Here is a 14,369-nt window from a genome sequence, read left to right as displayed (position 1 = left end):
ATTATACAATCAAATTGATAAAAGCTGTATTATCTCCTTGCAGCATTAAGTGTATATTTTTTGCTATTTTTTCCACTAAGGAAGTAACATTATCAAAATTTGAAAATTTTGATAACACATAATCTGCTAAGCTTCTTTGATCTTCAGGTCTACCCACTCCAAATCTCAAGCGCCAATAATCGTTGCCAATAAAACTATCTATGGATTTAAGTCCATTATGTCCAGCAGAGCTACCACCTTTCTTTATTTTTATTCTTCCAAGTTCCAAATCAGCGTCATCGTGTATGACAACAACATTATCTAGCGATAATTTGTAAAAATTTCGTATTTTTGCAACAGGGATGCCTGAATTATTCATAAATGAATAAGGCTTTATTAACATGATTTTATTATCATTAATTATGCCAGAGGTTATTAGATAATCGGCTTTTTTAGAGAACGACTGGAAATTCCAATATTTGCAAATTGTATCAACTACGATGAAGCCGATATTATGATGAGTTAACTCATATTGACTACCAGGGTTACCAAGCCCAACTATCAGGTGCACTATTCCTCTGTTTCTGCTTGAGGTTCTTCAACGTCACTATCGGCAGCAGAAATTGTAACAATGGTAAAATTTTCTTCTTCATGGGCTACAAACTTAACACCTTCTGGTAATTTTACATCATTAATATGTATAGACTGGCCAATCATTTTACCGGATAAATCAACTTCAATAACCTGAGGTATTTTATCAGGAGAGCATTTAACAGCAATAGAACGACACAAAACATTAAGCACTCCACCTAACTTGATCCCTGGGGCTTTACTTTCATTCACAAATGATAGAGGTATGTCTATTTTAATTTCACTGCCTTTATCAACAAATTGAAAATCAACATGTTGCACAGTATCCTTTACTACATGCAATTGGATATCGCGAACAAGAGCATATTCCTTTTTGCCCGAAATATTCAGCTCTATCAAATGTGCAGAAAGAGAACCTGATTTATATTGCTTCGTGAATTCCTTTGCAGACAATGTCAAATTTACATTATCATGGCCCTTTCCATATATTATTCCAGGGATGTTTCCTTTCTTCCTTAGAGAATGCATCGCTTTTGTTTTTGTTATATCACGTAACTCTGCATTAATTGTTACTATTTCCTGTTGCGTCATCGGTTACTCCTATTCAGCTAATCCTTTTAATATAATTTAATAATAATATAACATAAAAATATTTATTTCAAACTTCATTCTTTCATACTAATTGTTTGTGAAAGGATTTATTTAGATATATATTTAAGCTTATTTAACAAGAACTATGGGCATTGATGATAAAGTAGTTTTTAGGATTTATAAACCAACAAAAACTGCAACACAATCTGGTTTAGGTAATACAAATTTCTGGCACCTGAAAATTGAATCTGGCTCTTACTACATTGAACCTTTAATGGGGTGGGTTGGCTCAAAAGATCCAAAAAAACAGATTGTATTAAAGTTTGATTCTCTTGAAAAAGCAGTATTCTACGCAAAAAAACGCAACGTTAAATACATAATTGAAATGCCAAAAAATGTTAAGAGGCTGCCAAAATCTTACGCAAGCAATTTCATACTAAAGTAAGTTGCACAACAAATGGTGTTATGCAAGTAGCTGACACTGCTCTCCTTTGTCATCCCAGTGCCCAGACACTGGGATGGCTTTGTTGCATCGCTACTTATGAAAGGCTAACTATAGTTAGGATTATAAGCAACCTATTGAAAATCTTGTTTTTTTGCAATCAATCTGATCAAATTTAAGAATAGTAATTTGTTATTTATATTAATAAATTTAATTCTATTGAAAATAGCTAAAGCATTGAAATTCTTGAATTTTAGCCAGATTAGTGAGTGGTAGTGAAATTTCTTTTACTCAAATTTAGGTATTCACTGACCGTTCTTGTTATAAATACCAGAATAATAAGCTACTGATATTCACTATCTTTTTTATCTTTAATCCATCATAGCTAGCGATGCAACAAAGCCCACTGGGATCCAGGAATTTTATTAAGTTGGTAAGCATAAAAATAGCTGTTTTACGTTAAAATACAATGTTTTTGATGATTATGGAAAGGCTGGATCCCAGTGTCAAGCACTGGGATGACACCATTTGTTGTAAACTCACTTTTACTCTATGGTTATACTACCTTGCCGCTATCCTGAACGGATACAAAGTAAGTTTTATTGTGATGTGCTCATCTGTAAAAAATAAGACTTAATCTCACTGTTGATCATGGATTTTAAGTTGTGCTAGCACACTGCGGCCATTTAAAGAGTCAAGATTTTTAACCTGGCTAGCCAGTATTAAAGAGTTATTTTTCAGGTATTTCTTTACAAGACTTGCAAGCCTTTTTGGATTATTCAAATAGCTCCATTCTGCTTGTAAAACTTTCATATCACTTTGCACTAAATTAATTTCACTTTTTATTTTTATTAGCTCTCTATTTAATGACTGAACATGTAATTTTACCTTAAATAGTCCTACAATGCTAAGAAAAAACATAACTATTGAGATGATGCAGAAAGTTCTCATGACAACCTCTGTATAGCTCTTAGTTTTGCTGAGCGTGAACGCGGATTTGCACTTACTTCTTCTATACTTGCTTCGATCACTTTTTTATTTAGAAGAGAGAATGTCTTGCAATCAGTAGCACATAAATCTTTAAAAAAAGTTTTGACTATACGATCTTCTAAGGAATGAAAGGTGACGACAATTAATTTGCCATTCTCACTTAAAATCTCAGATGCAGCTTTAATGCCCTTTTCAAGTTCTCCCAGCTCATCGTTTACCCATATTCTGATTGCCTGAAATGTTCTGGTTGCAGGATCAATTTTGCTTTTTCCACGAAACACCACAGAACGTACAATATCCGCAAGCTCAAATGTAGTTTTGATAGTTTTCTTCTTCCGTGCATTTACTATTGCTCTTGCGATTTTGCGAGAATGACGTTCGCCTCCGTAGTTATATATAGTATTTGCGATTTCTTCTTCGCGTAAAGCGTTAACAAACGTTGAAGCGTTTATATAAGAAGAGTTATCCATACTCATATCGAGTGGACCATCATGTAAAAATGAGAACCCTCTATCTCCGTTATCAAGCTGCATAGATGAAACTCCGATGTCAAAAACTATTCCATCGATACCTTCAATATTGTTGCTATCTAATAAATTTTTAACATTACTAAACTTCTCAATAAATAGTTTTATTCTATCGGGATATCTAATGCTTAAATCATCATAAAACTTAGTTACCGTTTCATCTCTATCAATTGCATATACTTTGCAATCAGCTGACTCCAATATTGCTTTGCTATACCCTCCAGCTCCAAATGTGGCGTCCACATATATACCATCATCCTGCGGTGATAGTAGTGATAGCATCTCTTTTAACAAAACTGGAGTGTGTGTCATAGTGCTCCATCAAGAGACTCTGTGCATACAAATAAAAATAACTTCCCACTAAAACATATGGAAGTATATAGGCAATAATATAAAAACACTTGAATATAGTCAATGATATAAAAATATTAAGATTTAATAAGATGCTATTATTAATATGATGTTCAAATTTTTCTATTATATAAAAAAAAGTAATGTATATTACTAAATACTAAACAAACTATAGAAAATTATGCAGCAAATAACAAAAGTAATATTTTCAAGTTTGATTTGTAACACTTTATTGTGGTATGACCACATGCTTTTTGGCCACTTAATAAACATAATAGGTAGTGTGTTTTTTCCATCGGATGATCAACTAACCAGCGTATTGAAAGCTTTTGGAGTGTTTGCAGTGGGTTTCTTAATGAGACCAGTCGGTGCTGCTATATTTGGTCACATTGGTGATAAGCATGGCAGAAGAGTTGCCTTATTGCTCTCGATTATATTAATGACTCTATCAACCGTATTAATTGCTTTTGTTCCAGGTTATCAAAGCATTGGAATACTAGCATCAATGCTGGTAGTTTGTTTAAGGTTATTGCAGGGTATATCTCTTGGAGGAGAAGCAGGAAATGCACCATTTTTAATAGAACATGCTCCTAAAAACAAAAAAGGATTTTTTGGCAGCATTGAAGTATTAAGCGCAATTTTTGGTTCAGTATTAAGCTTGATAGCGGTACTCATATGCAAAAAAGTATCTGATTTTGAATCTTGGGGGTGGAGATTACCTTTCATTTTCAGTTTAGCAATGGGATTAATTAGCATATATATGAGATATATACTTGATGAAAGCCCAGAGTATAAAAGACAGAAAAATCCATCTAAATTGCCATTAAAAGAGTTATTAAATAGCTATAAAAAACCTTTTCTGATATCAGTTGGGGTTGATATAGTTGAAAACTCATCTCTTTACATATATCTGGTATTTTTCAATGCGCTTACGAATAAAATATTAACAGTAAATACTCATTTTAATCATATAGTGGAAATACTGAGTCAAATTGCGCTCGGAGGATTGACAGTATTGTTTGCAATACTTTCTGATAAGGTAGGAAGAGAAAAAGTTATGAAGTTTGCATTTATAGCTTTTATAATAGTGAGTTATCCAGTTTTTTCAATGTTATGTAGTAGCAATTACTTGCTGGCACACATTCTTTTTATAATTCCAATAGCTGCATCGCTTGGTCCTGTCAGTGCACTTATGTGCGAATTATTTCCAACAAAGGTTCGGTACAGTGGATTTGGTTTATCAAGAAATATAGCTGCTGGATTTTTTGGCGGCCTTGCACCATTTATATGCACAACAATTATCAAGGTTACAGGACAAGAGACTTCAGCTAGTTTTTACATGATTTTCTGTGCATTAATTGGGCTAGTTGCTATATCGCAAATTAAGGGTGAGCTTTCTTCAAAATCACCCAAAGTAAACCAAGTATAGTTGCAGTATAGCAGAATTTAAAAAAATCTAATTATAAGGTGGGAAATGCCAATTCTTAGGTGATAATGTGAATATTTCAGCACCATCTTTTGTCACTCCAAGTGTATGCTCAAATTGAGCAGAAAGTGAAAGATCGCGTGTTGTTACTGTCCAGTCATCGAGTTTACTGAGCAGAGTCTCATGTTTTCCAGCATTAATCATTGGCTCTATTGTAAAAAACATACCTTCCTTTAAGACAAGATCTTCATCTTGATCATAGAAATGCACTACATTTGGTGGAGCATGAAAGACTTTTCCTATACCATGTCCGCAGTAGCTGCGTACGATAGAATATCCAAAATCTCTAATATATTTCTCTATAGCAAGCCCTATTTCATTTAACTTATTGCCGGGCTTAACTTGTTTGATTGCTTCCATCAACGCATTATAAGTAGCATCACATAAACGTTTTGCTTTGATTGATGGTTTGCCAACCCAAAACATGCGACTTGTATCACCATGCCAACCATTTAAAATCACCGTGACATCAATATTTAAAATATCTCCATCTTTAAGCGGTTTATCATCGGGAACACCATGGCACACAACTGCATTTTTTGAAGTGCAAATTGATTTTGGATACCCCCTATAGTTTAGTGGTGCTGGAATTGCACCTGCATTAATTATAAAGTCATGGCATAGATCATTTAATTCATTAGTTGTCACCCCTACCTTTACGTACGGTGCAATGAAATCAAGAGTTTCAGCAACAAGCCTGCCAGCCTTGCGCATAAATTCAAAATCTTCTTGTGAGTGTATAGTTATGTTCATATTTTCCATGTCTTATTATAATTGGTACGCTTACTTGCAGTACATAAATGTAATAACTTTGCGTATTATGAAAATAAGCCCTATGGATCCTAGCGTCAAGTCATTTGTATGAAAGGTGGTCAAGCAAGAAGTCTATTTAATAATCTGAACTATACAACTATTATCTCAGGATAATCTGAAGGTTTTTTGTGATAGTAATCGATGCTCTTAGAATTCACCTCAATGTAAGTATTATAGATACGATTCTCAAAACCACCTCTCTCTTGTTTTTTAGAGATACGCTTTTCTTCAATTTGTTCTATTGATAGTCCACTTTCTTTGCCTAATGCATGTATGACCTCAAGTAAATCGGCTAACTCTTCAAGATTTTCATCTGGAGTTTTAGAGGCAATAACTTCCCTTGCTTCTTCTAAAAGTTTATCTTTGAGACGTTCAATGTATTCATCTTTTTCCATCACCCTCTCATAAACAATAATTCCATGGGAACGTATAATTTCAGTTGTATGATCACGAACCAATTTATTAATTTTGAAACAATGTTTTTTATTCATAATGTTTCCTTTGATAGATATAAGAATTTCATTCAGTAAAATTAAACTGTAACTTTTGATTTAACCCAATTATACAATTTACTCATTTTACCATCTTGTCCTAACATACCAGAGTTATTTTTATAAAAAGTGTCAACTATTAGCTTTATAGAACCTATAGCAGCAGAAAATACAGGATTTTTATCATATTCGCCATCAAGGCCACTGAGAGATTCAGGGGACCCAATTCGAACTTGTTTATTGAATATATAGCCTGCAATTTCCTTCATGCTTGTAAGTTGACTAGTTCCACCTGTGATCACTACTTTATTAATTGGATCTTTCTGCTCTTGAAATTGCTCTCTTACCATTTCAAGTATTTCTTCAACTCTTGGTCTTATGATGTTAATAAGCTCAGATTTGAATACTTGAGTAGGTTCATCATTTTCACTATTTTGGACTGTAATATATTCGTTCTCATCTATTGAAGTTACGATAGTGCTACCATACAGTATTTTTATATACTCTGCACGTTCTATGCTTGTGCATAGCCCGTAAGCAATATCTCGAGTGATATGAACGCCACCAATTGGAACGCTGCTTGCATACACAAGTTTCCCTCTTTTGAAAATTCCAATTGCAGTGCACCCACCGCCTATATCAACAATAGCAGTCCCGAGCTCTTTTTCATCTTCACTGAGACACGCAAGACCTGCAGAATATGCAGAAGCAATACAACCTGCCATATTTAATCCACCATTATTGGTAATACAGTTTTCAATATTGGTAAGCGCTGGACGCGAAGCAGTGACAACATTAACATCAGCAGATAGTCTTTTTCCGTACAATCCACCAACTTCTTTTATGTCAGTCATGTCATCTAAGTGATATTTTAGTGGTATATTGTGAATGATAACATTGTCTTCAATATATTTCTCAAATGTTTGAAAAACTAAACGTCTTATATCACGCTCAGAAATCTCATGGTTAGCTGCAATAATTTCATTATGTACATTGAAAGATGAGATGCCACATCCAGCAATGTTCACATATATCTGATCTATGGTTTCTTCTGATACTTGTTCAGCTAAACCTATAGTTGATGAGATGGAGTAATTTGCGTGTTTTACATTAGTTATTGATCCACCGTTTACACCTTCTGCAATCTTATAACCCGTTCCTGTTACTTTATAGCTGAAGTTGCCATTTATCTTAACGATTAGACAGATAATTTTTGTTGTACCTATGTCTAAAACAGCAAAAACATTTCTCTTTGGTTTTGCTATTACTGCAGAGTACATTAGTTAACCTTATTACGCAATTTCATTTAAATTGTAGCTTTCTTTAATAATTTATATTTCTATTATAGATATAGCAACATTTTAATATACACTAAATTCTGGACAAAAGGAAAAGTAAAACATAGAATGATAATTTTTATGTCCATATTACCAATTGTAATTGCCCCTGATGAAAGACTAATCACACGTGCCAGTGAAGTAACAGATATAAACGATAAAATTAAAGAATTAGTAAACGACATGTTCGAAACTATGTATGATGCAGAAGGTCTTGGCCTTGCTGCAGTGCAAGTTGGAGTGTTAAAGAGAATTTTTGTTATGGATATTCAGCTAGAAACAATTGAAAATGAGCCAGCAGGATATGGCTCAACTGGCAAATTTTACATGATTAATCCTGAGATTACAGAATTATCCGATGAACAAGTAATTCTCAAGGAAGGATGCCTTTCAATTCCAGAGCAAAGTCATGAAATTAAGCGTCCAAAGTATCTAACTGTGAAATATAAAGACTTAGATAATGAAGAACAAACACTAAAAGCTAGTGGTTGGCTTGCAAGGTGTATTCAGCATGAATTAGATCACTTAAACGGCATATTATATATTAGACATTTATCTAAATTAAAGTATGATATGGCGATGACAAAAGCACAAAAGATTAAAAAGCAATATGAGCAATAAAGACCTAGAATTATTAAAATTTTACCATGAAGTGGGCGTTGATTGCACACTAATGGAGGGTGAAGAGGAAAAAAAATTGGAGAGCAAAGAGAGTGTGCAACCCTCTGTTATCCAAACTGGGACCCAGAAGAAAGATGCAGATACGCGCTGGGGTGACACTAAAGATGGAAAAGACATGTTTCCAAGTGATTGGATAATTGAAGCAAGGAAACTTGCAGGTAAATGTGGTAGTGTGGATGAATTAAGAAGTGCAGTAAAGTCATTTGAAGGTTGTGAGATAAAAAAAACTGCAACTAATACTGTCTTTTCCGATGGTAATCCAAATGCAAAAATTATGCTCGTTGGTGAAGCTCCAGGAGCAAATGAAGACCTTCAAGGCATACCATTTTGTGGTGCAAGTGGAATGTTGCTCGATAAAATGTTAAATGCAATCAATCTTGATCGCACCAAAGTTTATATAAGCAATACCGTATTTTGGCGCCCACCTGGCAATAGAAAGCCAACCGACCTAGAGCTTGATATGTGCAGACCATTTGTCGAAAAACACGTTGCACTAGTTTCACCACAAATTTTAATTTTGGTCGGGGGAATCGCATGTTATAGCCTTCTTGACAGCACAAAAACTATATCGAATTTGCGTGGCAGATTTCATACGTACACTAACCAATATTTGTCCAATTCAATCACCACAGCCGCTATATTTCATCCAGCTTACCTACTTCGCCAACCGGCACAAAAACGTTTAGCCTGGGAGGACTTGAAGAAGATTAGGGAGTATCTTGATAACACCAATAACTGCACAAATACCTAATAAAGTGGTAGACCTCTTGCATAGTTTTTTGCAGCATGTTAACAATCGTTAGAAACGAAAAAACTTCCTTGACAAACTCCGCCAGCCCCCTTATCATGAAACTGAAGCTATTGTATTTGCTTTCGCCAATCTGCAGATTAAAAGGTAAGGATTACTTAATGTATCGGCGTCTTATGTTCAATTTTTTGCAGTATATAGATACTGTATGTCTTTACAAAACTTCATCTACATCTAGATTTTTATCTAAATAAGCTGAACGCGCTTATAAAGCGTTACAAGACATCAAAAAATGCCAATACTCGACAGAGATAGTAAAAGACTAGCTAACTCGGGGATTCTTTGTCTTTTTTTCTGCTTAGTAAATTTCTTAAACATTTGCAGCGTAAGTTAGTTGCAATTAAAAGCAGCTTAATCTTGCTTGTCAAGCGTTTAAAACATAAAAAACGCCAATATTTTAAAGCGGATAATAACCCCAGGGCTTCTTTTGCCTTTTTTTTCGTTTGGTAAATTTCTTAATGTTTATAGCTAAACGACAATCGTCATCCCGCTACGTGTTAGCGGGATCTATGCTTTGAGATACCGCGAATAAATCGCGGTATGACGTAGAGCTCGCGTTAGCTACACTTTTATGCTTACCAACTCAGTATCCAATCAAAACCTGGATTTCAGTGTCAAGCACTGAAATAACACCGAAAGGGCTACTGCTGTCTTGGATGGGAACCAGTGTCAGCTACTTGAATCTGCCACGCAAATTGCCTGCAAATTGCAATGTTCGTACAGCTGTGCGTCATGCGCTGGAATGGCATCAAGGGGTAACTTTTTATTTAAACAATGATTGTAAAATGATTATAATAAGAGATCTATTGAAATTTTAAAGTTATTAAATATTGACGCTATATACTTAAGTGTTAAAATAGAATGAAAAGTTTTTAGGAGTTTATATGGCAGCAGGTGGGAAAGCAAAGACAGCTAGTAAAAATAACCCTACTCAGCGTAAGAAAGCTGAGCAAAAAATGTATAAAGATAAACCGGTAAAACCTGTTAGATATATAGATCGTGATTCGCGCATGAATTATATGTCTGCTCAATATGACAACGGCAATCTGGTTGAAGATGAGGTAAGCGGCAATCCTATAAAGTGGGAAGCTGTATAATAGTTGTGGTTAAAGTTACTATTAATTCTAAGGAATGTGAAGTAGAGCATGGGCTCACTATAATTCAAGCTTGTGAAGTCGTGGGCGTTGAAATTCCACGTTTTTGTTATCATGAGCGTTTAGCAATTGCTGGTAACTGCAGAATGTGTTTGGTTGAAGTGGAGGGTGGACCTCCAAAACCAGTAGCCTCTTGTGCAATGCCAGTTGCAGAAGGGATGGTTATTCACACTGATACCCCTAAGGTTAAAAAAGCACGTGAAGGTGTGCTTGAGTTTTTGCTAATTAACCACCCGCTTGATTGCCCAATTTGCGATCAGGGTGGTGAATGCGATTTGCAAGATATCACGATGGCTTATGGGAAAGGAACCAGCAGACTTGATGAGCATAAGAGGGCTGTGCCAAAAAAACACTTCGGACCACTGATTGAGACTGCGATGAATCGATGCATTCATTGCACTCGGTGTGTTAGATTTTTGTCTGATGTTGCAGGTACAAATGAACTTGGAGGAATCGGAAGGGGAGAAAATGTAGAGATTAGCACTTACATAAAAAGGCATATTAGTTCTGAATTATCTGGAAATATCATAGATCTCTGCCCGGTAGGAGCTTTAACTTCAAAGCCTTACTCCTTTACAGCGCGTCCATGGGAGCTATCACATTGTGAGACTATAGATGTGCTAGATGCTGTGGGTAGCGCAATTAGAGTTGGTTATCGTGGCCCGGAGGTTATGAGGATATTACCAAGGCTGAGCGAAGAGGTAAATGAAGAATGGATATCAGATAAAACCCGCTTTGCCTATGATGGACTAAAAGTTCAGCGTCTTGATCGACCTTATATAAAAAAAGATGGTAAATTAGCCCCAGTTGATTGGAATGAGGCATTAACTGTTGCTGCAAAGAAATTAAAGAATACAAAATCAAATAAAATAGCTGCAATTGCAGGTGATTTAGCAGATTGTGAGTCTATGCTTCTACTTAAAGAAATGATGCAGAAGCTCGGCTCGGGAAATATAGATTGCAGGCAGGATGGTGCAAAACTTATACCAAATAATCGTGGATCGTATGTGTTCAATACCACTATTGAAGGTATAGAGAATGCGGATTTGTGTCTGCTTATAAATACAAACCCAAGGATAGAAGCACCGATCATTAACGTAAGATTGAGAAAGAGATATTTACAGGGCAACTTTCCTGTTGCAAGTGTTGGTCCTAACATTGAATATTTGTATCATGTTGAGAAATTGGGCGATAATCCTGATATTTTGAGTGAAATAGCAAATGGAAATCATAAGTTCTGTAAGCTGCTGAGTGCTGCTCAGAGCCCTATGCTGATTATCGGTCAAGATGCATTAGTAAGAGACGATTCTGAATCAGTTCTAGTTCTAGCTGGCAAAATTGCAGAAAAATTTAACATGGTCAGAGATGACTGGAATGGCTTTAATATGCTGCATAAAGCTGCAGCAAGAGTTGGTGGGCTAGATATTGGGTTTGTTCCTAAAAAAGGCGAAAGGGATATTAATCAAATATTGGAACATGCAGAAAGTGGTGAAATAGAAGTTGTTTATCTTCTTGGTGCAGATGAAATTGACACATCAAAGTTAGAAAACACATTTGTAATTTATCAAGGTCATCACGGTGATAAGGGTGCACATGTGGCAGATGTTATCTTGCCTGGTGCTGCATATACAGAAAAATATGCAACTTATGTAAACACTGAAGGTCGAGTGCAAAGAACAAATTTAGCTGTATTTCCTCCAGGTGAAGCAAAGGAGGACTGGTTAATTATTAAAAATCTCTCGCAATATTTGGATCTCTCCTTACCATATGATAGTTTATTTGACGTGAGAAAAAAATTAGATACTATCGGTCCACAGTTTAGAAATGCTGATCAAGTGATAAAAAACACATGGGTACCAATCAGCAATGGTAAAATAAATTTAAGTAATACACCTTTTACTTTAAAGGAGTGTAATTTTTATATGACGGATTCAATAAGTCGCGCTTCAAAAATAATGGCAGATTGTACTAAAGCTTTTTATGAACACGCTAGTTAATATTTTATTTATTTTAGTACCGCTACTACTTTCAGTTGCATATTTGACATACTTTGAGCGTAAGGTCCTTGCTGCAATTCAACTGAGGCACGGCCCGAGTGTAGTTGGACCTTTTGGGCTATTGCAGCCATTTGCAGATGCTATTAAGCTACTGATTAAAGAGCCGATAATACCATTTAGAGCGAGCACCATACTGTTCATTATGGCTCCAATGCTTACCTTTATCTTGGCATTAATTGCCTGGGCAGTTATACCGTTTGGTGCTGAAGTAATTGTAGAAAATGGCCAGCAAGTAGTTATTCCTAAGGTTATAGCAAATATTAATGTTGGAGTGCTTTACGTGCTAGCTATATCGTCGCTGGGAGTATACGGCGTAATTATTGCAGGCTGGTCAAGCAATTCTAATTATGCATTTCTTGGTGCTATACGGTCGGCTGCTCAGATGATTTCATATGAAGTTTCAATAGGCTTAATAGTTGCTGCAGTCGTTATTACCACTGGAACATTAAATCTTGGAGAGATGGTGGTAGCGAAACACAATATGCCATTTTGGGTTGATTTACTACTAATGCCTATAGGAATAATATTTTTTATTTCTTTGCTTGCAGAAACTAATCGTCACCCATTTGATTTACCAGAAGCTGAAGCAGAGCTAGTCTCTGGATATAACGTTGAATATTCATCCATGCCTTTTGCCCTCTTTTTTCTTGGAGAATATGCAAATATGATTCTAGCAAGTGCTATGATGACGATATTCTTTCTAGGAGGATGGTATCCTCCGTTAGAACTTGGTTTGCTTTATAAAATTCCAGGTTTAATTTGGTTCGTTTTGAAGATAATTATACTTTTATTCGTATTTATTTGGATTAGAGCAACAATACCTCGTTATCGATATGATCAGCTAATGCGCCTTGGTTGGAAAGTATTTCTACCAATATCGGTGCTTTGGGTAATACTCATTTCAGGGGTGTTGCTCTTTACTGGGAATTTGCCTGGATCCAATGTTTAATTTCCCAAATACAAGATTAAGACGCAGGCGCTCGAGCAAATGGGTTCGCAATTTAACAAGTGAAAATAGTTTATCAGTAAACGATCTGGTTCTTCCTCTGTTTGTTCATGACAGAGAAGAAACAACTGAACCAATTTCTGGCTTACCAGATGTAAAGTGTTATTCAATAGATGGATTAGTGTCTATAGTTAAGGAAGCTAAAGATTTAGGAATTAATGCTGTTGCAATTTTTCCTGTAGTTGATAGTAAACTAAAATCTGAAAACGCTGAGGAAGCATATAATTCTGACAACTTAATCTGCAGAGCAATTTGTGCTGTAAAATTAAAGGTACCTGAAATTGGTATTATTGCAGACATTGCATTGGATCCATACACTATTCACGGCCATGACGGCATTTTAAAAGATAATCAGATGGATGTAGAAAACGATGAAACCGTGTCGATATTATGTAAGCAAGCACTTGCTTTAGCAGCATCAGGATGTGATGTAGTTGCTCCTTCTGATATGATGGATGGTAGAATAGGAAGAATCAGAAAATCATTAGATGATAACAATTTTCAAGACGTATTAATATTATCTTATGCAGTAAAATACTGCTCTAGCTTCTATGCTCCATTCAGGCAAGTCGTTGGTTCATGTGGGCTATCACATTCTATAGACAAAAGTGGTTATCAAATGGATTATAAAAATGCGCGCGAAGCAATGTGCGAAATTGAAATGGATATAAATGAAGGTGCAGATTTTATTATGATTAAACCAGGTATGCCATATTTGGATATTATCAAAACAGCAAGTGATAAGTTTAATTTTCCGATTTTTGCTTACCAAGTAAGCGGTGAGTACGCAATGATAAAAGCTGCTGCAAATAATGGCTGGCTAGATTATGACAAGGTGATTTATGAATCTTTGATTGGTTTCAAACGTGCGGGTGCAAGTGCAATATTCACTTACGCTGCACTTGATATTGCAAAAAATTTAAGTGCATAAGCCCTATAAAATTATTAAATTTTTGGCGCACGTTCTTCTACTGTTGCTGCATATTACCTAAAATCTTCCAATACATGTTTTAAGCTATTGATAAGTCTATTACAATACAGTATTATAAATAATATAAACCAAGT

Annotated in this window: 15 protein-coding genes; 8 read left to right on the top strand and 7 right to left on the bottom strand. The window is 35.4% G+C overall.

Features of this window, described 5'->3' with window-relative positions:
* Window position 1: 1 nt before the first annotated feature.
* Both pth and ABWU32_RS02490 read right to left on the bottom strand, forming a co-directional pair.
* Window positions 2-550, bottom strand: a complete 549-nt coding sequence (gene pth, locus ABWU32_RS02495) for an aminoacyl-tRNA hydrolase (protein WP_265027934.1) — start codon at window positions 548-550, stop codon at window positions 2-4.
* Window positions 550-1,161 (bottom strand): 50S ribosomal protein L25/general stress protein Ctc, encoded by a 612-nt coding sequence (locus ABWU32_RS02490; protein ID WP_010962412.1) that lies wholly within the window; start codon window positions 1,159-1,161, stop codon window positions 550-552. The genes pth and ABWU32_RS02490 overlap by 1 nt, the downstream gene beginning before the upstream one ends.
* A 145-nt stretch (window positions 1,162-1,306) precedes the next feature.
* On the opposite strand from ABWU32_RS02490, the gene ABWU32_RS02485 reads away from it, so the two are divergent.
* Window positions 1,307-1,606, top strand: coding sequence for an NADH dehydrogenase ubiquinone Fe-S protein 4 (locus tag ABWU32_RS02485; protein ID WP_015588813.1), 300 nt, complete (start codon window positions 1,307-1,309; stop codon window positions 1,604-1,606).
* Between the two features lie 636 nt (window positions 1,607-2,242).
* Here the strand turns inward: ABWU32_RS02485 and ABWU32_RS02480 are convergent.
* Window positions 2,243-2,554: a hypothetical protein gene (locus ABWU32_RS02480; protein WP_010962410.1), complete on the bottom strand. Its 312-nt coding sequence runs from the start codon at window positions 2,552-2,554 to the stop codon at window positions 2,243-2,245.
* Window positions 2,551-3,432: a 16S rRNA (cytosine(1402)-N(4))-methyltransferase RsmH gene (gene rsmH / locus ABWU32_RS02475; protein ID WP_015588811.1), complete on the bottom strand. Its 882-nt coding sequence runs from the start codon at window positions 3,430-3,432 to the stop codon at window positions 2,551-2,553. The genes ABWU32_RS02480 and rsmH overlap by 4 nt, the downstream gene beginning before the upstream one ends.
* Window positions 3,433-3,652: 220 nt before the next feature.
* Between rsmH and ABWU32_RS02470 the strand changes: the two genes are divergently transcribed.
* A complete protein-coding gene (locus ABWU32_RS02470; RefSeq protein WP_353278753.1) occupies window positions 3,653-4,900 on the top strand; it encodes an MFS transporter in 1,248 nt (415 codons plus the stop codon).
* Window positions 4,901-4,927: 27 nt separating this feature from the next.
* Here ABWU32_RS02470 and map read toward each other — a convergent pair whose 3' ends face one another.
* The 3 genes from map to ftsA all read right to left on the bottom strand — a co-directional run bounded on the left by map (window position 4,928) and on the right by ftsA (window position 7,541).
* Entirely contained in the window at window positions 4,928-5,710 is a 783-nt protein-coding gene (gene map / locus ABWU32_RS02465; RefSeq protein WP_265027932.1) for a type I methionyl aminopeptidase, read from the bottom strand.
* A 149-nt stretch (window positions 5,711-5,859) separates the two neighbouring features.
* Window positions 5,860-6,261, bottom strand: a complete 402-nt coding sequence (locus tag ABWU32_RS02460) for a nucleoside triphosphate pyrophosphohydrolase (RefSeq protein ID WP_353278751.1) — start codon at window positions 6,259-6,261, stop codon at window positions 5,860-5,862.
* Between the two features lie 41 nt (window positions 6,262-6,302).
* Window positions 6,303-7,541 carry a cell division protein FtsA gene (ftsA, locus tag ABWU32_RS02455; protein ID WP_015588807.1) on the bottom strand — a complete coding sequence of 413 codons (1,239 nt, stop codon included), beginning with the start codon at window positions 7,539-7,541 and terminating at the stop codon, window positions 6,303-6,305.
* A gap of 138 nt (window positions 7,542-7,679) precedes the next feature.
* On the opposite strand from ftsA, the gene def reads away from it, so the two are divergent.
* The 6 genes from def to hemB all read left to right on the top strand — a co-directional run bounded on the left by def (window position 7,680) and on the right by hemB (window position 14,235).
* Complete coding sequence (gene def, locus ABWU32_RS02450) at window positions 7,680-8,219, top strand: peptide deformylase (protein WP_015588806.1); 540 nt, start codon at window positions 7,680-7,682, stop codon at window positions 8,217-8,219.
* Window positions 8,209-9,030 carry a uracil-DNA glycosylase family protein gene (locus ABWU32_RS02445; protein ID WP_015588805.1) on the top strand — a complete coding sequence of 274 codons (822 nt, stop codon included), beginning with the start codon at window positions 8,209-8,211 and terminating at the stop codon, window positions 9,028-9,030. The genes def and ABWU32_RS02445 overlap by 11 nt, the downstream gene beginning before the upstream one ends.
* A gap of 941 nt (window positions 9,031-9,971) precedes the next feature.
* Window positions 9,972-10,184: a hypothetical protein gene (locus ABWU32_RS02440; RefSeq protein ID WP_006279675.1), complete on the top strand. Its 213-nt coding sequence runs from the start codon at window positions 9,972-9,974 to the stop codon at window positions 10,182-10,184.
* A 5-nt stretch (window positions 10,185-10,189) separates the two neighbouring features.
* A complete protein-coding gene (nuoG, locus tag ABWU32_RS02435) occupies window positions 10,190-12,238 on the top strand; it encodes an NADH-quinone oxidoreductase subunit NuoG (protein ID WP_141456792.1) in 2,049 nt (682 codons plus the stop codon).
* On the top strand, window positions 12,222-13,247 hold the full coding sequence (gene nuoH / locus ABWU32_RS02430) for an NADH-quinone oxidoreductase subunit NuoH (RefSeq protein WP_015588803.1): 1,026 nt from the start codon (window positions 12,222-12,224) through the stop codon (window positions 13,245-13,247). Before nuoG ends, nuoH begins: the two co-directional genes overlap by 17 nt.
* Window positions 13,240-14,235, top strand: a complete 996-nt coding sequence (gene hemB / locus ABWU32_RS02425; RefSeq protein ID WP_015588802.1) for a porphobilinogen synthase — start codon at window positions 13,240-13,242, stop codon at window positions 14,233-14,235. Before nuoH ends, hemB begins: the two co-directional genes overlap by 8 nt.
* Window positions 14,236-14,369: the final 134 nt, after the last annotated feature.

It is taken from the genome of Wolbachia endosymbiont (group A) of Udea olivalis (assembly GCF_964028365.1).
Lineage (GTDB): Bacteria > Pseudomonadota > Alphaproteobacteria > Rickettsiales > Anaplasmataceae > Wolbachia > Wolbachia pipientis.
The sequence above is the reverse complement of the archived record's forward strand: the minus strand, read 5'-3'. Positions and strand labels throughout refer to the sequence as shown.